The organism is cf. Phormidesmis sp. LEGE 11477 (genome assembly GCF_015207105.1).
Lineage (GTDB): Bacteria > Cyanobacteriota > Cyanobacteriia > Phormidesmidales > Phormidesmidaceae > Phormidesmis.
The window spans coordinates 1-20,661 of the sequence record NZ_JADEXO010000112.1 but is presented as its reverse complement, the minus strand read 5'-3'; the positions used below and the strand labels follow the sequence as shown (position 1 = coordinate 20,661).

Below are 20,661 nucleotides of genomic sequence, written 5' to 3'. Positions count from 1 at the left end.
CTCACAGAACTCCAGCGACTAATTGACGTTGTTGCTCAACTGCGTAATCCTGATGGCGGCTGTCCTTGGGATCTCGTGCAAACGCCTCAGAGCCTGACGCCCTACATCATTGAAGAAGCCTACGAAACTGTAGATGCTATTCAAGCGGGTGACACTAAAGATGTAGCCGAAGAACTCGGCGATCTATTGCTGCAAGTTGTCTTGCAGGCGCAGATTTTTCAAGAGCAGGGTGAGTTTGATCTAGGCGATATTGCGAAAGGAATTACCGATAAAATGATTCGCCGTCATCCTCACGTTTTTGGCTCCCGAGATTCTAACTCCAAAGACTCTAAAAAAGAGGCTGATAAAACACTAAAAGCACTGAGTATGACCTGGGACCAAATCAAGTCAGCAGAAAAGGCAGATACTGAAGATCCCGATAAACTTTCACCCAAGCTACAGCGATACGCCAGATCGCTCCCGCCACTCACAGGAGCTATGAAAATCTCTCGAAAGGCGGCTAGGGCTGGATTTGAATGGGATTCTTTGGCAGAGGTCTGGGTCAAAGTAGACGAAGAAATTGCCGAGCTACAGCAGGCTATTCAGTCGGAATCTACTGCCGCCCAAGAGAGTGAGTTGGGCGATGTGCTGTTCTCTCTTATTCAGATTGCGCGGTGGCAAGGGCTCGATCCGACTGCTGCTCTTCAAGGGACAAACCGTCGGTTTATTCAGCGCTTCGCCAGTGTCGAAGCCCAGGCCCAAAAACCTCTACACGACTACAGCCCAGCCGAACTCGATAGCTTTTGGCAACAGGCAAAACAGCAGCTTGCAGCGCGATCGCCCATCTCAAATATAGATGACGAACAACCAGATGCTGCAGTTAGCCTCTAACGCCTGCCAAATCAGGGCCAATCTTGAGCCGAACGGCAATTCCGGTGATATTGTCGTGCCCATTTACCTCATTGGCTAGCTTCATTAAATCATCCATTCCAGCGGCGACCCCTTTTTTCCCTCTCAATATTGGATCGATATGGCTACCTAAATAATCTTCTACCAGATTATTGTCACTTAAACCGTCAGAGCAAAGCAACAATAGCGTATCCTCTGAAAAATCGAGATAGGTGACGCTAGGAAAGAGATTTTCTTGGCTGCGTGGTCCTAGCGCTTGAGTCAGCTGGTAGGCATCTGGACGGTCATAGGCGATCGCCGGATCGACGCCGCGATTAATTTCTCTTTGCCCGACTTCATGATCTGTTGTAATCTGCTTGAGCCCAACGCGCCGGGTATGTTGGTATAGCCGACTGTCGCCGACGTGGGCAACTACTGCCGATGTCCCCTGCAATAGCAACAAAACTAGCGTTGTGCCCATACGTTCATGTCCGGCTCTTTGTTCTTTTTCATTGAGGTCATATATTGCTTGATTGGCTAGTTTCACCGCTGCAATCATCATGTCTTCAGTGGGGAGTGCAGCTTTTGCTTTCGCGTCGTCTGCCTTGGTATCACCATCTAGGAGATTCGGCCAGTGCTCTGCAAAATAGTCAGATAGCGTTTGAGCGGCCAACTGGCTAGCGATTTCTCCACCGTCGTGTCCGCCCATCCCGTCACACAGTACATATAAACAGCGAGCCTGAAGACTGTGAGTATGGTTGTTCGACCGTTTTTGATAGCTGCTAGCGATAGAAAAGCAATCTTCATTGTGATCTCGCATGCGACCTACCTCTGTGCGGCCAGCGTCTTCTAACGCAACCAGTTTCATCGGTAAAACCATCGTGGATTCGTCTACCTCAAAAAGATCGCCGAGCAGGATGCTCTCTAACGGGTCAATCGAGGAATCTGCTGAAGAATCTACTGAAGCCATATCGTCTTTGGGATTAGAAGTGGAGGAATGAGAAGCGGACGTATCTTTGAACCCATCTTTGAACCCAGAGCGAGGGAGAGATGGGCTAGTTTGGGGGTTAGTTTGGGGCGTGGTCGCCGCTGGGGTGGAAAGGAGCGCTTTGCCGATGACAGCGAGCTCTTCTCTAAGCTGTTTTAGAGTATCGGCAGCGGTAACGGCAAGGATGAGCTGCCTATTTTGTCTGAGCGTAGCCACTTCACCCCGGTGAGGCTGAGCCATTAGGGATTTCAAAAAAGCCTGGAGGTCAGAGAGCTGAGGGATTGAGAATTGAGCATCTGTCAGATGAACAGGGTCTTCTGCTTGATCTGCTTGATAGCTGTTTTGATAGCTAGGTAGGGTGAATTGACGCACCCGTAGAGACTGATCGGCGGTGACACTAAGGTTGTCAGCTTGCAAGAGACTAGATCGCCATTGAGGAATCGGCTCAAGACTAGCCCAAAGATCGGTGAGTAGATGAGTCCAGTAAACGGGCTGAAGCGGATCGATGGCGGTCGAGAAAGCTTTGAATAAAGGTGTCGTTGTGGGCTGCTCGGGGGTAATGATCAAGGTCGTTTCATCGACTTCCCAGGCGTCGTAAAGCGGCGGAGCCGCATCTTTGAGCAGCAGATAAGGATAGGCAGCAGCAGGCAGATTTAGAATAGATTGAAGCGTTTCTAAGGTCGGCACAGTGTCGGCATTTGTTAGCTTGGCAAGCTGCTGCTGGAGGGGCGATCGCACGTCAGCTTGATTATCCACCACATACGCTTTGCTAGGATTTAGCACCGTCGATACCTGATAGCGACTGTCTGCTGCTTGACTGCTTGGTTCGGCAGTAGTTGGCAAATCAGCTGCTGGCGAATTAGCTGCTGGTAGGTAAGCATCCGGGACTAGCTCCAACTGGTTGATGGGCATCAGCTTCACCTGTAGCAGTGGCTTGGCCGCTAAAGGTGCGCCGCAGCGCTGGCAGAAGTTGTAGTCGGTTGGGTTGGCAAACTGGCAGTTGGCGCAAATGAGCATATGAGGGGCTAGAGCATTATCTCCAGGGGTGCTTGAGCATAGTGGAAAAGAGCAGAGTGGGAAAGAATCTGTCTGCTGCGAAAACGCTGCTTGGTTTGGATTATGCCCGAGAATGGACGCTACGAGGAAGCGATCGCACTTCTGGCGGACTCAGCGATCGCCACTGGCCTGGTAATAGTCCAGACAGCGTCAGCGCCAGTTCAGTTTTAGAGGCTGTTTTGGGGGCTGGCAGAAACAACGCACTGCGAACCAAACGCAGCGTTGGATAGCCGACTGCCGCTGTCATCCGCCGCACCTGGCGATTTTTCCCTTCAGTCAAGACAATCTCTAACCAGGTGGTTGGTATCTGCTTACGATAGCGAATAGGTGGATTCCTAGGCGGTAAGTCTGGTACTGGGATGACGCTTGCCTGAGCAGGTTTGGTTCGATAGCCACGGATGGTGACGCCAGTCTGTAGCTGAGCGATCGCCTGCTCTATCGGCTGGCTCTTGGCCCCGCACTCTACTTGCACCCAATACTGCCGCCGATGACCAAAGCGCGGATGGCTCAAACGATGCTGCATCGGCCCATCGTTTGTCAGCAGCAGCAGCCCTTCACTATCGCGGTCTAGCCGGCCCACGGTATAGACATCTGGCACAGAGATAAATTCTTTGAGCGTTCGTCGGCCTAGCTCATCCGTAAACTGACTGAGTACGTCATAGGGCTTGTAGAACAGTAAATAGCGGTAGGTCACGTAAGCAAACTTATTAATTCTTGAACTCTATTGACAAATCATCCCAAAGCTAGGGTAGATCGATATTCTAATAAAACAAATTTAGCTCTGTTGTGAGAACTCAAGCCATGGATAACGCAAAAACGTACAAGATGAACTGCACTCTAAAGTTTGGCGATATCTACAGTCAGATTATCGTCTGGCTACTGGTTCTGTTTATTAGTCTGGCCGCTGCTTTAGCGCTGATGGGAGCCAGTCGCCCTGTCTATGCCCTAGCTACCGTCGGCCTGATCTTTGTCCTATCCCTACCGTTCTTGCTCTTTGCCTTTGTGACCACGCTACTCAATCACATTGAATTTAGCGAGGTTGATCCTGACGCTGTCGTGGCCAATTCGCCTGCGGCCACCGCGCGTCTAGCTAGCCAAAGCGCTTAAGCAGCCTGCCTAAAAATCTACTGCCACTAAAATAGCGTTCCTCTGATGCACCTTAAAGATGTACCAGAGGAACGCTATTTATTAGATATCTCAGATAATGAGTATTCAAAAAGAAAGTAGAAAAAAACTTACGGGGCAGACGTTTCTGCTTCTACGCCTTCTTCAACGGCTTCCCCTTCGACGCTCTCTGTGGCCGTTTCAGGCGGCGCGCTCTTTTCACTGACTAGCTCTCGAACGCCATCTTTGTACTGGGTCGGGGCTAGCGCGATCGCCTGATCAAATAGAACTTGAGCTTCCTCGTCCTTACCCTGTTCTTTTAGCACCAGACCTTTGGCCAGCGTCGGGCGAAAATCTGGCTGGCTGGGCGAAGCGGCCTGAGCATCTGCGATCGTCTCGTCATAGATGCTCAGCGCCTGGTCAAAATTCCCTTCTTCTACGTACACCTGACCAAGCAGCAGCTTGACCGAAAGCTTATCGACGCTACCCGGCGAAATCTCATTGTTTTGATCCGCAGTATTCAACGTGTCTTTGAGCAGGCCGACTGCACCTTCGGTTCGCCCCTGACTTAGTAGCAAAGCGACTAGCCCTTCCAAAGCTGGAACATTACCAGGGGACTGAGTCAAAACGCTGCGATAGACCTGGGCAGCACCTTCTAAATCGTTGAGCTGCTGCTTGGTTTGAGCTAATAAAACCGCATATCTAGGCTCGCCAGGATTGAGCGCCACCAGCCGCTCCAAAGGTTCTACCGTTCCTTGCAAATCGCCTAGCCTGCTTTTGGCGTAGATAATGCCAGAGAGCGCTGTTTGGTTGTCAGGCTCTCGGCCAAGCACTGCTGTGTAGCCTTCGATCTCACCCTGTAGCTGGGCGGTCTCGTCTACCGTCGGCTGAGTCGATGCTGAGTGTGAGGAGTTGCTGCTAGAAGCTCGGCCATTGATGCCAAACAGGATAGGAACAGCGACAAAGGCTGCAACCGCCGCAATCAACACACCCCTGACCAGCCAACTGTCTTTCTTTAACGCCATAGTATGCTCCTTATCGAACTGTTCATCGAATTGCCATCGAATTATCTATCGAACTGTCTATTGAAATACGGTCTATCTAGACACGATTCATCAAAATAACTTGCTCATACTAGCCTACCCTTCTCCTTCGCCTCTACTGCAATGCATCAATCCTTCGCTGCATTAGTCCTTCATTGCTCTAGGTATAGTCGATGCGTATTTCTTCTAAGCAAATTCTGAGCGGGGAAAAAGTACGGATTCACCACCGACGGACAGAAAAGATAAGCAGTAACTTGAAAGAAAACCGTTGGCGGCTCCAATGAGTAGGATCGCGATCGCACATCGATTTAATCTTTTTGATATTTTTTACCGCTAGAAATGTTTTCTTTCTGACAAGAACCGTGAAGGCTCAGTCATAGAAGCGAGTTGTTCGCGCTAGCCTATGAGGAATCTTATAGCTAGCCTATGAGGAATCTTGTAGAAACCTAGCAAGTGCGATTGCTAGTTATATGATTGTCACGTGTTACGGGTGAAGGCTTTTCTTGGTCTTTTACCATTAAAAATCGCAGGTACAGTTCAGGAGTTTGAGGATTGATGAGTTCTGCCGCTAGCCGCCCCCAAAAATCCGTCAGCGAATCCGATAATACCGATTTGAATTCGACTCAGACAGAGTCAACCGCAGAGTCAGCCACTACCCCAAAGACCCAACTGCGTCAGCCGCCTAATCGGTCGCTGCTACAGCCGCCCGCTCGGCCTAAGCCACCTGTTCGCCCGGTGACGCCTGCTGTGCCACCTTCTCCCGAAGGTGCAGAAGTAGCTCTCGAAGCAAAACCACCCGCTCCTCAGCGCCCCGGCCCGATTTCACTACCGAGCGAACCGAGACAGTATCGAGCAATTGGTTTGCTAAAAGGAAAGTATGTCGCTTCTGAAGAGCAGCTGAACCGAGGTGACATTCAGGCAGAAGACGGCACGCTCATCGATGCGGTCCTACTAGGGCGAGTTACCAGCCTACTCAAAAAGCATATTGACTTAGAGAAAGATCATCTCTGGGTGGTCTACCCGCGTACTCTTTACAAAGACGATCTAAAAGATAGCGCTGAGGCAGACTCCGAGCAGCAGCTCTCTGAGCAGCAAGCAACAGATGAACAGGTAACCGACCAATCGAATCTCAAAAGCTCTAATACCGAAAACTCTGAGGCTGAAAGCTCTAGTGCCGTTGAAGCCTCAGTAGAGACGACTACTAGCTCACGAAATGACAGCTCAAAGCAGGAAAACTCAGGCAATGAGAACTCAGAGGAGAAAGTTCCAGCGCTGCACGTACAGATTGTCGGCGTCTGGGAGCCTGAGCTGCTCAATGCAGAAGCGATGGAGCAGCCTGAAGAGACCCGTCCGCTCTCTAGTAAAGAAGCTGAGGTGCTGTGCGATCAGTTTTCGATTAGAGGAGAGGTCGCTAAGTACTCTGAGGAGCTAGGCGAGATTACAGTCAACATCGTTCAGAAGAGTAAGTCTGAAAATACTAAACCTAAGCGACCTTTCAAGCTATTAATTAACGGTCAACTCAAAGGGCGAACGACTGGTTACTTTTGGGACTTAACGGTCGAGAGACAAGCGGGCAAGCTAGTGCTCAAAGAAGGCAAATCAGTTGGCGTAGTCCCACCAAAGAGAAAACCAAAAGGTCAAAAGGGGGGCAAGCGACGTCCACCGTCTAATAGATCCAAAGGAGCGGCAGGCGCACCTAAACCCAAACCTAAGCCCAAGACGGCTAACAAGACAGAAGCTAGTACGACAGAAGCCAGTACGACAGAAAATAATTGAGCTCAGCTTATTAAGGGATCTTCTGCGCCGCACGCTATAAGGTTGCGCCCCTGTATGCTGCATGTTTTGGGCAGTGTCCTCAACCCACAGGTTCTCAACTCACGGTGTCTTAAACCATATCGATCTGTGGTCCCCAGCTATCTTGGGGCATAAACCGCGTGTCGGTCGGCAGCGAGGCGATCGCACTAGTCAGCTCAAACTCGCCTGCCTCAATCCTCTGCTTGAGATCTAGTGCCACTTGACTAGAAAGATAAACGCTGGCCAGTGGCGCAGTCCTGACTGTTTTGCCATCGAGCATGATCCGGCCTGACTTCAGCTGGGCGTAGCTAACCAAACCAAACGTCGGTCTGACTCTTCTAGGAATCGAAAAATCAACCACAGGTGCCACTAGCTCTTCATCCTTGACCGCACAGCAAGCTAGCACCGCCCGATCGAGAATTGGAATCGGAATGCCAACGCCGAGCATCAGCGAAGGGCCGTAGCCTTTGAAATAACAGCCGCGTACCCAATGAGCATCCATCCGCTTGGCATCGCCGATCAGGGCAACGGTAGCTGCCGGACCGACCGGGGCGCGATTGGGCAAGCGGCGCTGTAAAGGAAAGTGCTGAGTTCCTTCCCAAGCGATATAGCCTTCGCCGCCGCCGAGTAGAATTCGAGTGCCGATGCCGATAGTTTGCAGGTCGGGAAGATTGAGCAACGGGGACAGTGCGCCAGTATTGGCATAGACAGCGTTGCCCAAGCGGGGCTGAAGCGGCCCTAGATAGGTAGAGAGCGGGCGATCGCCGCCGTTTACCGCCACGATAAAGTTTTGGTAGAGGTTGCGGGGGTTGAATAGGTAGAACTGGTTGATGCGATCGCGCGTAATCGTCGTATCCAAACTGGCCCGAGGATAGCAGTCTGTCACCTGACCAACGGCGGTTAGGCGCACGGGTTTATCGGCGACTAGATCAGCAATCACGTGGCCACCACCGCGTTCTTCTACCTCACCCTCGCGAATGCTATCTCGGCTAGAGGTGACGAGCTGTCCTGCGCCGATGTAGAGATCTACCGCGCCAAAGCCCGAGTAGGCTAAAACGTTATCTAAGTGGCATTCGACGATTTTGATCGGCGGATCGCTATGGCCCAGATTCATCATCGCCCCAGACCCCTCCATAGGCTCAAAGGCACCTGTGGTGATCACGTCAACTATTTTGGCGGCTTGCTCGATGCCTAGTGTCGCGATTTTGGCTTTGGCTTCGGTGATGGTCCATACAGTGACTTTGCCCTGGCGGATCTTGTCGTTGATTTCGGCAATGGTACGCATGGGTGGATAGTTTAGCGAGGCTGTATGGATAAATCTCAGTATAGGTTGAGGTTTGTATCACATATAGCTTTCCGCAATTGGATTACTACACCACGAAAGGTAACCCTTGACAGCACGCCTCATTCACTTTCTGTATACAACGGTAGTTAGTCTCACTCTTGGCAGGTAGAGAGGTCAGCCTCAATGGTACAAGCACCCTCTAAAACAATAGCCTTGGCGGAGTTTCTGCAATTGCCGGAAATGAAACCTTCCAGTGAATATATCGATGGCCAAGTTATCCAGAAGCCAATGCCCCCAGGAAAACATAGCGTCATTCAAGGGGAACTTGTGCCTGCTATTAACGGGGTAGTAGGGCCTAAACGGATTGTCCGTGCCCTTCCTGAGCTACGGTATACATTTGGCGGGCGCTCTACGGTTCCTGACATAGCAGTCTTTCTTTGGGATCGCATTCCCCGTGACAAGAATGGAGAGGTTGCTAGCACGTTTCCATCTACACCGGATTGGACGATTGAAATCTCTCCCGATCAAAGCCAGACAGGGGTCACAATAAACATTTTGCATTGTCTACAGCATGGAGCGGAAGTGGGCTGGTTAATTGACCCTAAAGAACAAACTGTGTTTATCTATCGTTCAAAACAAACGCCTGAAGTCTTGGACGAACCGGATAATATTCTTGCCGTACCCTCGTTTGCAACAGAGTGATGACTTACGCTCAAGGAGCCGTTTGGTTGGTTGTTGGAGCAAGTCAGGAATAGTTGGCACTACTATGCACCCATGTCTTAACGACCGTTTTTGACACATGCTGGAAAAACGGTCAAAAAGCTGCTTTTTGACTCTAATTTACGTTTCAAAACCTATGTCATAATCAAAGTATCAAAAGTGAGTAGCCTCTGAGAGTTTTGAAACGTGAAGATAGGATATGCCAGAGTTTCGACGCCTGACCAAAATATAGAGCTTCAGACAGATGCTTTGGAAGAGGCAGGCTGCGAGAAGATTTTTAGTGATCGCGGTGTGAGCGGTGTGAAGGCTGAGCGACCTGGATTGGATAAGGCGCTCGACCAGATTCGCAAAAAAGACACGCTGGTCATTTGGAAGCTTGACCGCCTGGGTCGCTCGTTGAGCGATCTGCTGAGTATTGTTGAAGGATTGAAGGAGCGAGGCGCGAACTTTGCCAGTATCCAAGATGGCTTCGATACCTCTACAGCGTCAGGGAAGATGGTGTTCTCTGTGATTGGGTCGATGGCTGAGTATGAGCGCAACCTAATTCGAGAGCGGACGATGGCAGGATTGAAAGCAGCGCGCGCTCGTGGCCGGATGGGTGGTCGTCCGAAAGCGCTAGATGAAGGACAAGTCAAAGTTGCGATCGCATTGGCTAATGAAGGCGAGCTGATGATTAAAGAAATCTGCGAGCAGGTTGGATGCTCACGTTCTACCTACTATCGTCAGGTTGCGCCTCAGCTTAAAGAGAAGACAACCGAAACACCTGTTACAGGTCTGAGCAAAAGTGAGCTTGAACTAATTGGCTTCGACCCGTACGACTCGAAGTACCCAGAATCACGCCGCCTAGTAGCCTGTATAGAAACAGCTAGAAAACTAGCGGCGGCAGGCAAGCGATTGCACTGGGGCCAGATTCGCAAGCAGGCAAACAAATCCGTTGACTTTCACATTAAGTGTTACTACCTCACCCCTGGTAGTCGTGCTCATGCTCAGATCGGCCCGTTGATTCGTCAGTTCTATGACGATGCTAAGAAAGGGAAGGTTGAGAGGAAATGAAGGCAGTCACAGCTATGGATAGTCGTTGTATGACTGCACTATTGTGTGTCCATGTGAGGAGTTAGTTAGATGGAAGATCAAGTGTCACAAACAAAGCCGAAAGCTGATGGAAACTCAGAGCTTACCCGTCAACTGAACGTGCTCTATGCGTCGTTAGGCAAAGACAAAGTGGAAGCCTGGATAGCGAGTGGTCAAGTGCCTAGAATAGGTTGTAGTCCAGCCTCTCGGGAATCATTGATCCGAGCTTTGTACAAAGCAGGTACCAACAGTGGACTGGTTATTGATGATGTCTAGCTGCGACCCCGGCAACTACTCAAGCATGTCTACTTGTCCCGCCAGAGTTGAGATCGATGAGCAAGAGAAGAAATAGACGATTGGCGATTGCAATAAACGCGCACGACTATGATGCAGTGAAACATATCTTGTCCGTTGAATTCCCCTTATCCTACGCCGTGACAGAAGCGCTAGGGTACGGTGATAGCTTCGATTGTCGCATCCTTTCTCTGCTGATTCAGGCTGGTTTGGATGTTAACGCTGTGATAGAAGGGCATGAGACTTTTCTTATGCAGGCGGCATCGCGCGGAGAACTAGACGCTGTAAAACTGTTGATAGAAGCGGGTGCCGATCCTAATATTAGAGATGATGATGGAGGATTTGCGCTAGACTACGCTGGCACAAGTAGGAACAAGGAATTGTTTATTTATCTAGCTTCCCGAACTTCCGCTGAGTTGAGAGCTATATCTGCCAACTGGTTGTCATCGTGGTATGGTCGAGTGCTAGATAGCATAGCTAATTCAGGGACAAGCTCTGAAATGTAGAAAGAGCAGAAGCTGTCCTATTGGTAACCTGCGCTCATGTCTCTTTATCTCAAAGGTATTTTGAGAATGACTTTCTGGGACATGGAATGAGACACGTTATTTGAGAGTACAGAAAGGTCTAGATAATGAGACTGTTGAGGTAATCGGTTCTCGTTATTACCTTTTCAATCGATTTTTTAAGTTACGGCAAAGAGGTAATTTCTACAAAATGTAGGAAGTTTGGGTCCATGAGTATCAGCGAGGGTTTGAGTGGAGTATGAGCTAAACGTAATGAAAGGTGGGGCTATTGAATTTTTTGTATCTCCAGCTTACCTATTCTTCTTTCTTTGTGCCATTCTTATCTCAGACTGACGTAACTAGATATATTGATAGCTTTATGGATAAACCTTTGACTTCAAAGCGGATTTTGTTTGTATCATCAGATCCTAGCGATAGAAGTCGCCTGCGCTTAGCTGAGGAAAGGAGAGAAATATCACTAGAACTGAGGATAGCTGGCTACGACAAAATCCCTATGCAGGATATAGGCGCAGCTCGAACAAGCGATATACAAAGAGCACTTTTGGACTTTAGCCCTCAGATCGTTCACTTCAGCGGACACGGTACGGGTAGTGATGGTCTGGTGTTTCAAGACTTAACCGGACACAGTAAGCTCGTTAACGGACAGGCTCTAGCAAATCTCTTTGGTGCATTCTCTAATGAAGGTCTAGAGTGCGTAGTTCTAAACGCTTGCTACTCAGATGAACAAGCTAAGTTGATTGCAGAACGTGTCAATTTCGTAGTTGGAATGAGCGAGGAGATAAAGGATAGTGCTGCTATCGCTTTTTCTGTTGGCTTCTATCAGGCGATTGGAGCTGGAAGATCTGTTGATCTTGCGTATGAACTGGGTCGTATTGCTATTCAGACAGCAGGCTTCCCTGAACATCTAACACCAGTTTTGTATAAGGAAGGTCAGTTAGTTTATGAATATCAGAAGCCTCAAATAGATGAGCCGCCAACTATCTGTCCTCCTGGCGCAGAAGAGGTTACTTCTAACATAGCTGAAGCTTGTCAAGAAGCCTATCCTGAAGATATTCGCCTCATCAAGTGGCATATGAATAAAGATGAGGATATTACTATCTTATTCCGCGAACGCAGGCGAGGCTGGTATTTTCAGATGACTCTTTTAGAAAACGCGACCGGTAAGTGGGAAAGTGTCAATAGGGTGAGTCCGTTATTCCTCCCTTTGCTGCAACCAGATGAGTTTGCATGGCACAAGCTAACAGAAGTGGCATCTTCAGAAGATTGGTATGCTATGGATGAGATAGTAAGGTTAGGTCTTGAGCATACAGAAAGTACTATTCATCTGGTCAACCGATTTACAGTTGGCGAGCCAGTTCTAGAAAATGCGATGGAGACTTTTGGAATATATGTTCCTGATGAGCATCTTCTACCTGCGTTCCTCTTTCTAAACAAAGCGAAGGGCTTGCTGCTTATTAGCTACTTCAAGCATCCTGATGGCTTTGCAAAAGAAAACATGCTGTGTGACGATACTACTAATGAATGTCGAATCTTTTCTTCTCTAAAAGAAGCTCAGAAAAGTCTTGAAATAAAACTGTCTTGATATGCCTTCAGCATGAACTGAGTTCAATCTCCATATAACGAGACGCGGTACAAGGCGAGGTGATACTTAGAGGCGATCACCACATCTAAAACTGGGTTCTCATTTCTCCGCATTATACGACCGCCACCATGAGCCAAGCCCTTAAAGATGACGACGTTTTGTGTCATTTTCCAGTGACTGAAAACTGCCTATTTCAAGAGCTATTTTATACGCTCACCCTCATCTCCTCCGCTGCTTGCTGTGTAATCGACTACGGCTGATTATTCCAGCATAATGGTTGTCTCAAAACTTGTAACAGCATTTGCTTTTGAAGCACGTTGACAAGCTAAAAAGCTATAACTTGATATCAGTTGCGTATATCACAACTGATATCAAGTTACATGTGTCAGAAGGGTTCGTTAAAGACACTTTAACTCTAATATCGGTCTCAAGATGGGAAACGGAAGCACGCTCTATCTTTGCGACCTTTCGGCATGTTTCATAAATAACTGACGCTACGAGTTTTGAGACGGAATTTATGCTGAAGCTATCTGCTGAAAGCAGTCGAATCCGCAAACCAGCGGAGAAAAGGAGAACGTGCAAAGTCTGCTGAAGCGGCTAGTTCTTAGTCACCGGCAGATAAGATAGAACATCGTCACCTTTGGGTCGGCGTAAACGACTTATTCAAGGCTCGCTGTGCCTTATTTTCATGCTGGTAAGCAGATTTCTAGCTTACTTAACGCTTGTTTACCAAGTGACTGGTCGAAGTCGCACGGGCGATCGCCTGAAGCTGAACTACCCTGCTATAGCCTGCGTAACGGAAAACTCATCTGGATTGTTGATTACTTCCGAATGTTGATTGGTTTGCAGTTGAGCCCAGTTAGTCAAACTCAACCGATGCTCGGAAGCTAGCCGATACGTTCGTAAAAATCGTTAAACCAAAACCGATATAGCCCAACTGTGTGGTTTGGCCATCTGCTTGAATAATCAGATAGCCACCGTCTTCCGTATTCACTATCACCAACTGATAGCAACCATTTGTCAGCACAAAAGGCAGCAGGTCGCGATCGCCAAACTGCCTTTTGTGCCAAACAGACTCGCTATCTTCATGCATAGCGCCTGCTCATTTTCACCACCAATGACCGAGCCCGCAGCTAACCCCGCTAAGCCACCTGCCGTTTGATTAGCTGTTTGAACACGCCTTCCTCTTGAGCGAGCTGATCAAAGCTTCCTTGCTGCACCACTCTGCCAGATTTGATGACGTAGATACGATCGGCATTGCGGATGGTGCTAAGGCGGTGGGCAACTACGATTCGAGTCACGTTGAGCCGATCTAGGCTCTGACTAACGATGGCCTGAGTTCTGTTGTCTAGGGCGCTCGTGGCTTCGTCTAGTAATAGGATTTTAGGATTTAGGGCCAACGCCCGAGCAATCATCAGCCGCTGCCGCTGACCGCCAGAGAGATTACCGCCGCCTTCACTGATAACGGTATGCATTTCCATCGGAAAGCTGTGAATATCTTCGGCGAAGCCCGCCATCTCAGCAGCGTGCCAGGCATCTTCTAGGCTAATTAAAGCGCCGCCCGAGATATTTTCAAACAGAGAGCCGGCGTTGATACGGCCATTTTGTAAAACAACGCCAAGCTGACGGCGGACGGCGGCAATATCTAGACCCGCCGCGTCTTGGTTGTCGTAATAGACGGTGCCAGACTGAGGCAATTCAAAGCCGAGCAGCAGACGAAGAACGGTAGATTTGCCAGAGCCAGAAGGCCCAACTAGCGCAATAAACTCGCCGGGGCGTGCTTCTACAGTGACATCATCTAGGGTCAGTGGGCCATCCTCTCGGTAGCGAAAAGTCACATGATCGATGCAGATGCGACCGCTCAGGCGACCAGGGTCAGATTTCTGAGTACTGATCTCGGGTGTGGCGTCTAGGATAGGCTGCGATCGCATCCACAGAGGAATCACTTCCAATACCTCAATCACAGTCAGGCTCAGGCTAGTCGCGCCGCTGATAAAGATAGCAAAAGCAGCAACAAAGGCCAAAAACGTACCACTAGAGAGTCCGGCTGATTGAGCCGGGCCCACCAGAGTAGTCGCGATCGCAAACATCCCAATCGAGGTCAGCGTTGGCATCACCGTATTGAAGATATCGACGCCATCTTCTAGCTTTTGGGTACTGACATCGAGCTTGAGCTGCTGCCGGTATCGCTGCGCCCACTGGGCAAAAGCACGCGGTTCAGCGCCCGCTAGCCTCAGCTTAGAAACGCCGTTGATCATCTGCACCATCAGGCCGTAGATTTCACCCTCTAGCTCTAGCAAAGGGCGCTGCTTTTTTAATAGAAAAATGCCAGAGACGATGGTCACTCCCATCACCAGCAAAGCAACAAAGAGCGCCAGCATCGCTAGCCTGCCGCTGTAGTAAAACAACAGTCCTAGATTCAAAAAGGCAAACGCGCCAGAAAGAATCGCATCTAAGGCCGTACCGCTTAGCTTGCGGCGAATTGCATTGACGCTAGAGACTCTAGCTTGCAAGTCACCGCTGGAATAGTCTCGAAAAAAAGACGGATGTAGCTTCAGCAAACGATCCCAGACAGCCGCCTGCAGCACAGAGTCAGAACTGGTTTCTATCCGCATCGCCGCGATCGCCTGAGCAAATTGAAAGCAGCTGCGACCAAACGCGACCGCCAGCAACAATAGCCCTAGCTCAATCAAGGTCATCTCGTTGCCGTAGGGGATGGCATCGTCAATCAAAACAGCGGTCGCCTGAGGAATCGCCATACCCAGCAGGCTCATCGCTACGCCGGTTAGAACGATCATCCACAGATCTTTTCGGTGCCCCTGCAAAGCAAACTTCAGCAGAGCCCAGGCGTTGAGCTGACCGTCGGGCAGGGGGCGGTAGAAAACAAAAGCCCTAGGATCTAGCGTGTTAGCAACAGATTCGGTGACAGGCGATCGCGTCAAACTGACCGGATCTAGCAGCTCATAGCGATTGTCTTTGATCGGCAGCAGTGCCATCGGCAAGTGATCGGCTCGGGTGTAGACCACCATCGGGCCGCTATCTTGGGCCCACCAGGGACCGCGCAGTAAAATCTGTCGTAGGCGTAGCTGAGAAGCTCTGGCGATCGCCTCTAACGGCTCTTTGACCTGCTGGAAATTTTCCGACAGTTGGGGCGCAGAGATGCTGACGCCCAGTACGTGAGCGACTGCCCCAGCAGCGACCAGCAGCGGCGTCTTCGCGGACAAAAAGCTGTCGTCTTCGGGCTGTAGCAAAGAAGCTAACCCTCTCAAAGCCTGATCAGCGGTCTCTTGGTTGAGTGACTGTCGCTGCCGAAACTGCCGTAAGCCGCTCTCACCTTTGTCTGCAATCAGCCTTGCAATTGCGCCCAGCGCATAGCGATGAAAGTGCTCGACCCCAGCGCTGGCATCCGCAAACCTGGCGATCGCATCTGGCGCATAAACCTGTAGCTCTACGCTGCCATTTGCCTGTAGCCAGGTACCTTTGGCCATCGGAAACAAACCGACCGCTGGCGTCAGTGGCGATTCGTCATGGTCTAGCCAGCTAGCGCGGCCCTGCTTTACTTTGACCCATACCATCGCCTGCTTTGAGCCGTAGCGGACACCGTCTCTAAGCGAGATATATTCGGCTGGGTTGGGTTCTATGGGCTTTGGTGAACGAGGAAAATCTTCTATAGTGCTGAAATGATCAAACCAAGGAGTGAGGGATGTCACTGAAGTTGTTAAATGAGATTGTGGCGGAGTTAGCCCTTGGGAGGCCAGCCCCTGAGAGGTCTGCGTTTGGGAGGTCGGCAGTAGCAGGGTTAGGGTCGTAGGCTCGAAGGCGATCGCCACCAATCCATACGTTTGGGGCATACATCCCAACAGATAATCATCGGTCGAAACCGTAAACAAGTAATACCTGGGGCCAGTAGGCTCGCCATCATGCCAGGCAACCGCAAAAATGCCAACAGAGCCCGAAGTCACCTGCCAGAGCTGGCCGGGCTGTTCGAGCGAAAAGGTTTCATTCCCCGATAGCCCTAGGGAATCCGGTTTGTTAGAAGCAGGAGAAAGTACAGAAACCATTGTGTTTTATCTCCTTTATAGAGTCTTCCTTTGTAGAGTTTGTAGAGCGATTTTTGTGGAGCAATTTATAGGGCAGTTCCAGACTGGTTGATCAAAGTGGCGTAGTGCCCTTTGGCCTGCTGCCAAAGCTGTTCATGATTGCCACGCTGAACAACCTGGCCGCGCTCTAGCACGATAATTTCATCCGCATCGCGAATCGTGCTTAGCCGATGGGCCACAATCAAGCAGGTGCAGCCTCGCCGCCGTAGGTTCTGATCGATGATCTTTTCGGTTTCAGAATCTAGCGCACTGGTCGCTTCATCCATAATCAAGATTGAAGGATTGTTGACTAGCGCCCTGGCAATTTCCAATCTTTGGCGCTGCCCGCCGCTGAGATTTTGCCCACCTTCTAGCAGCTCTGCATCATAGCCGTAAGGTAGCGCCAATATTGCTTCTTCGATGGCCGCATCTTGACAAGCACGCTGAAGCTGAGCGTCTGGCACTGTGCTATCCCACAGCGTTAGGTTGTCTCTGATCGACCCGGCAAATAGCAAAATGTCTTGCTCTACCATAGCGATTGAGTTAGTCAAGACTGCCCGAGGAATGTCTTTCCTCGGTTTGTTATCAAAGCAAATGTTTCCTGCCGTAGGCTGATAGAGTCCGGCAATGAGCTTAGCTAGAGTAGATTTGCCCGAACCGCTGCCGCCGACAAAAGCAATGCGCTCTCCGGGCCGAATAGAGAGATTAAAATCTTCGATTAAGGGAGCATCTAGAGGACTGTAGCCAAAGGAGAGATGGGTGATATCGATCGCACCAGATAGTCGAAAATTTGAAGACTGATGAGCGTCGTCTTTGCTAGCCCTAAGTACAGAATCAGACACCGCCGCAGACGCAGCTCTAGGCGCATCGCCAAAAACAACATCTACCTCATTTTCTAGCACATCATCTAATCTCTCTAAATTTCCTTGCAACACCTGCAAAGTATTAGCAAATCCAACTAAATTTCTCACAGGGCCCTGAAAGCTTTGCATCAACAGCTGAAAAGCAACCAGCATCCCGATTGAAAGACTGCCGTGAATTACGCGCCAGCCGCCAATGATCAACAGTGCCAACGTGGTCAGCATAGTCAATAGCGAAGGCAACAGACTCAGCAGTCGGTTAGTAAGACCTAGCTCCTGCTGGGCATTGGTGGCTTTGGTGTAGTAGCCTGCCCAGCGAGCAAAAAAGTCAGATTCTATGCCGGATGCTTTGAGCGTTTCGATACTTTGTAATCCGGCGATGCTGACGCCAGAGGCTTTGCCGTATTCTTGGGCGAGGCGACGGTTCGCATCTGTGCGAGTACGCGAAACCCACTGCAGCGTAATCACGTTAATCGCGGCAAAGGCGACCACAATTAAGGTGAGTGGAATATCGTATTGCCACATCGCGATCGCATAGAAAACAATCATCACCGTGCTAATAGCTGTTGTCGTCAATCGACCCGACAATACCCCCGCTACGCCGTCGTTTAGGCTAATGCGATCGCTAATTTCGCCGGCAAACCGCTGCGCGTAGAAGCCCACTGGCAGCCTCAACACGTGCCACACAAAGCGGCTAGTCATACCGACCGCTAGCTTCACCTTGAGCGATCGCAAATACCGCAGCTGCAGACCCGTTAATACAGCCTGTAGCAGCACCGTAATTCCCATCCCTAACAGCACGTAAGGCAGCCAGTCCAGTCGTTTTGCCAGCAGCACATTGTCAATAAAAATCCGGCTAAAAGCGGGCAAAGCCAAGGTGGGCAGCACTAACAAGAACCCGGCTAGCGTACAAAAAGCCAGTGCGCCCACAGAGCCGCTCAGTCGCTGCTTTAGACTAGCAATGGTGTTAGCAGGTCGCCCACCGCGCACAAACGCTTCACCCGGTGTGAAGGTGAGCACAATGCCTGTATAGCCCTCATCAAAATCAGCGGACGTAATTTTTCTCGGACCTAGCGCCGGATCATTCAAACGGACGCTAGTATCGGTAATTTGATCAACCACTAAAAAATGATTGAAATTCCAAAAAACAATGAACGGTGGTGGCAGTTGTTTGAGCGAATCAATACTTTTTTTGAATCCTTTGCTAGCTAGGCCGTAATTACGCGCTGCCTTCAGCACGTTAGCGGCGGTGACACCATCGCGAGAGACCCCGCAAGCAGCTCTTAGCTCCGCTAGCGGCACATAGCGACCGTAGTAGCCCAGCACCATACTCAGCGCCGCCGCACCGCATTCCACGGCCTCCATCTGCAAAACGGTAGGCGTTTTAGATCGCTTTGGCCGCTTTCGCGCTGTTTTTTGCTTTGGCCCCTGATTTGAACTGTTTGAACTGTTTGAACTATTCGAACTGTTCCGGTTCTGGCCTCGGCCTTGGTTCTGGTGCTGATCAGACGGCTGGGCTGGCATCGAACTCGCTGGCATCCTACTGACCCAAGAAAGGAAAAACAAAAGTAATCGGTGCTCTTTCTTTGAGCGTAACGCGGGCGATCGCAGGCATTCCTGCAATCGGTGCCATATCGTTAGAACCGGTTGACCAAGCGTAGTCACCATTCTCATTTTTGTTAGGAATAGTGATCACCTCTACATAGGTTTGTTCATCGCGACTGTCTCTAGCTGATTCAATCGTAGTAATCGACGGCTCCGAAACAGACTCTACCGTCGCCATCAGTCCGCCAGCCACCTGGGCACCTTCCACATCTGGGATCAGCAAAACGTCCATGCCTCGCTCGATCTGAGCGATTTCGCCAGCGCTAAAGTAGGCAACTCCCACCAGCTGCTGTGGTGGCGCGTCTAGAGAAGAGGCTGGCAGCGCGTTGTTAGGCGCATCCGCATAGACCAGAGCGCCGCGTCCGGTAGTCGTAACCGGAATTCGGCCAACAAAGCTCCAGATCAAGCCGCAGGACAGCAGGCCACCCAGCGCAGCCAATGGTAGCCAGCTACGCGGACTGACAATTCTCATTAGTTGATCCAACTGTTCAGGAGAAGACAGCCTTTCTACCGCCTCTTTCCGAAAAATGCTGTTGTTGTCCATGCTCTCTATAGTCTTAACAGAATCAAGTCTTAAAGGAATAATCTCAACAGAAATAGTCCCAACAGAAATAGTTTCAACAAAAACGTCCTAATAGAAAATCTAGCTTCTCATACTATCAACACCTAATACCGCTAGCTCTAATACTGTCATTATCTAGCACTGTCAATATCTAGCCCACTGCCGTACTCAGCCGCTTCAGCATCCAGTCAAACTTTTGAGCCCCTTCTGAAGCCTGCTGCAGCGCTTCTATATCCAATTCGTCTGCATCTTCTATGTCGGTCGCCGAACTGCGACATTCGACTGCAGTCACAGAGGCGAGTAAAAGGGCGGTCTGAGTAGCCATGACTCGATAAAATCTAGCCGCAAAGCTAGGATCTTCCTGAAGTTTGATCAAGACGTGCTGGCGGGGAATAGCCAGTACTTTTGATTCTTTGGTGGCATGAACTCTGACCGGTAGGGGTTTAAAATCTAGAAAAGAAATCACTCCAGGCAGGCTGCCCTTAGAGATATAGGCAATCGGTGTAAAAGCAGCGCACTGTTCCTCTAAACCGTGAGAGCAAGCCGATAGCGGATCGTAAGGCGTATCGGTAATAGCAATTGCCATCTGGCCATCTAATACAGTATAAAGCGCATCGACCGGGCGACCCATGTTCAACAAAACACTCTCGGCAGCGACTCTGTTGACCTGCCCGGCGCTCATCATCCAGTCGATATCACTATCTTTCAGTTCTCCAAAAACAAACAGCGCCTCTTTTACCATCTGCCCAGACTGATAGCGTAAGAGATCGGGATTGCTAGCGGCTTCAAACTGAGTGCGAATTCTCTCGGAGGTAATCAGTGCGATCGCCCGGTAAAAGTGCGCCGCAAAAATGACTTCTGTCTGTAGCTTCTTTCGTAGCACTTCGCCGGGAATGGTCAGCACCAGCGCCTCTCCTTGAGCTGAGATCACGCTCACCGGAGAACTATCGAACAGCCAGTCAGCGCCTACCAAATCTCCGCGAGATAATTCAGCAAACGCCTTGCCGCTGCATGGCGCACTCATCGCTAGTTTGCCTTCTAAGACTAGGTACAGCGCATCTAGAGTATTGTCGCCATTGTTATTACCCTTGCCATCACTGCCCGCAAAATTGTCGTCAAAGCTGAACTCCGGTGCTATTAGCACAGTGCCATCTGCTAAAGACTGACGCTGGCCGGTGATCACCATCCAGTCAATATCAGCGTTACTCATCTCGCGAAGCAAAATAT

At 50.1% G+C, this 20,661-nt stretch carries 18 protein-coding genes; 9 read left to right on the top strand and 9 right to left on the bottom strand.

The features are described from left to right. Nucleotides 1-870: nucleoside triphosphate pyrophosphohydrolase (mazG, locus tag IQ256_RS23280; RefSeq protein ID WP_193858085.1), on the top strand; the 870-nt coding region annotated here is incomplete at its 5' end. Here mazG and IQ256_RS23275 read toward each other — a convergent pair. Together IQ256_RS23275 and IQ256_RS23270 are read right to left on the bottom strand one after the other, a co-directional pair. Next, on the bottom strand, nucleotides 860-2,872 hold the full coding sequence (locus IQ256_RS23275; RefSeq protein WP_193858084.1) for a serine/threonine phosphatase: 2,013 nt from the start codon (nucleotides 2,870-2,872) through the stop codon (nucleotides 860-862). The genes mazG and IQ256_RS23275 overlap by 11 nt on opposite strands. A 100-nt stretch (nucleotides 2,873-2,972) precedes the next feature. Continuing rightward, nucleotides 2,973-3,605 carry a pseudouridine synthase gene (locus tag IQ256_RS23270; RefSeq protein WP_193858083.1) on the bottom strand — a complete coding sequence of 211 codons (633 nt, stop codon included), beginning with the start codon at nucleotides 3,603-3,605 and terminating at the stop codon, nucleotides 2,973-2,975. 107 nt (nucleotides 3,606-3,712) lie between these two features. On the opposite strand from IQ256_RS23270, the gene IQ256_RS23265 reads away from it, so the two are divergent. After that, the gene (locus IQ256_RS23265) at nucleotides 3,713-4,018 is read left to right on the top strand and encodes a hypothetical protein (protein ID WP_193858082.1); all 306 of its coding nucleotides are present in this window, start codon (nucleotides 3,713-3,715) and stop codon (nucleotides 4,016-4,018) included. 128 nt (nucleotides 4,019-4,146) lie between these two features. Here the strand turns inward: IQ256_RS23265 and IQ256_RS23260 are convergent, their stop codons facing one another. Beyond that, nucleotides 4,147-5,040, bottom strand: a complete 894-nt coding sequence (locus tag IQ256_RS23260; protein ID WP_193858081.1) for a lipopolysaccharide assembly protein LapB — start codon at nucleotides 5,038-5,040, stop codon at nucleotides 4,147-4,149. A gap of 573 nt (nucleotides 5,041-5,613) precedes the next feature. Between IQ256_RS23260 and IQ256_RS23255 the strand changes: the two genes are divergently transcribed. Next, nucleotides 5,614-6,834 (top strand): hypothetical protein, encoded by a 1,221-nt coding sequence (locus IQ256_RS23255; protein ID WP_193858080.1) that lies wholly within the window; start codon nucleotides 5,614-5,616, stop codon nucleotides 6,832-6,834. Nucleotides 6,835-6,943: 109 nt separating this feature from the next. Here the strand turns inward: IQ256_RS23255 and IQ256_RS23250 are convergent, their stop codons facing one another. Further along, entirely contained in the window at nucleotides 6,944-8,137 is a 1,194-nt protein-coding gene (locus tag IQ256_RS23250; protein ID WP_193858079.1) for a homocysteine biosynthesis protein, read from the bottom strand. A gap of 183 nt (nucleotides 8,138-8,320) precedes the next feature. Here IQ256_RS23250 and IQ256_RS23245 point away from each other — a divergent pair, with 183 nt between their 5' ends. From IQ256_RS23245 to IQ256_RS30145, 6 genes are all read left to right on the top strand, one after another. Continuing rightward, nucleotides 8,321-8,839, top strand: coding sequence for a Uma2 family endonuclease (locus tag IQ256_RS23245; RefSeq protein ID WP_193858078.1), 519 nt, complete (start codon nucleotides 8,321-8,323; stop codon nucleotides 8,837-8,839). Between the two features lie 204 nt (nucleotides 8,840-9,043). Continuing rightward, nucleotides 9,044-9,910 (top strand): recombinase family protein, encoded by an 867-nt coding sequence (locus IQ256_RS30530; protein ID WP_370623527.1) that lies wholly within the window; start codon nucleotides 9,044-9,046, stop codon nucleotides 9,908-9,910. Between the two features lie 69 nt (nucleotides 9,911-9,979). Continuing rightward, entirely contained in the window at nucleotides 9,980-10,204 is a 225-nt protein-coding gene (locus tag IQ256_RS23235) for a hypothetical protein (RefSeq protein WP_193858077.1), read from the top strand. Nucleotides 10,205-10,260: 56 nt separating this feature from the next. Next, on the top strand, nucleotides 10,261-10,728 hold the full coding sequence (locus IQ256_RS23230) for an ankyrin repeat domain-containing protein (protein ID WP_193858076.1): 468 nt from the start codon (nucleotides 10,261-10,263) through the stop codon (nucleotides 10,726-10,728). 376 nt (nucleotides 10,729-11,104) lie between these two features. Then, nucleotides 11,105-12,328 carry a CHAT domain-containing protein gene (locus IQ256_RS23225; protein WP_193858075.1) on the top strand — a complete coding sequence of 408 codons (1,224 nt, stop codon included), beginning with the start codon at nucleotides 11,105-11,107 and terminating at the stop codon, nucleotides 12,326-12,328. A gap of 128 nt (nucleotides 12,329-12,456) precedes the next feature. After that, nucleotides 12,457-12,588, top strand: a complete 132-nt coding sequence (locus tag IQ256_RS30145; protein ID WP_255516235.1) for a hypothetical protein — start codon at nucleotides 12,457-12,459, stop codon at nucleotides 12,586-12,588. Nucleotides 12,589-13,187: 599 nt separating this feature from the next. Here IQ256_RS30145 and IQ256_RS23220 read toward each other — a convergent pair. The 5 genes from IQ256_RS23220 to IQ256_RS23200 all read right to left on the bottom strand — a co-directional run. Continuing rightward, entirely contained in the window at nucleotides 13,188-13,421 is a 234-nt protein-coding gene (locus IQ256_RS23220) for a hypothetical protein (protein ID WP_193858074.1), read from the bottom strand. 49 nt (nucleotides 13,422-13,470) lie between these two features. After that, nucleotides 13,471-16,389, bottom strand: coding sequence for an NHLP bacteriocin export ABC transporter permease/ATPase subunit (locus IQ256_RS23215; RefSeq protein ID WP_193858073.1), 2,919 nt, complete (start codon nucleotides 16,387-16,389; stop codon nucleotides 13,471-13,473). Nucleotides 16,390-16,454: 65 nt separating this feature from the next. Continuing rightward, the gene (locus IQ256_RS23210) at nucleotides 16,455-18,806 is read right to left on the bottom strand and encodes an NHLP family bacteriocin export ABC transporter peptidase/permease/ATPase subunit (protein ID WP_193858072.1); all 2,352 of its coding nucleotides are present in this window, start codon (nucleotides 18,804-18,806) and stop codon (nucleotides 16,455-16,457) included. A 1-nt stretch (nucleotide 18,807) separates the two neighbouring features. Continuing rightward, entirely contained in the window at nucleotides 18,808-19,416 is a 609-nt protein-coding gene (locus IQ256_RS23205; protein ID WP_193858071.1) for a hypothetical protein, read from the bottom strand. 169 nt (nucleotides 19,417-19,585) lie between these two features. After that, the coding region (locus IQ256_RS23200; protein WP_228025197.1) for a cyclic nucleotide-binding domain-containing protein at nucleotides 19,586-20,661 on the bottom strand (1,076 nt) is incomplete at its 5' end.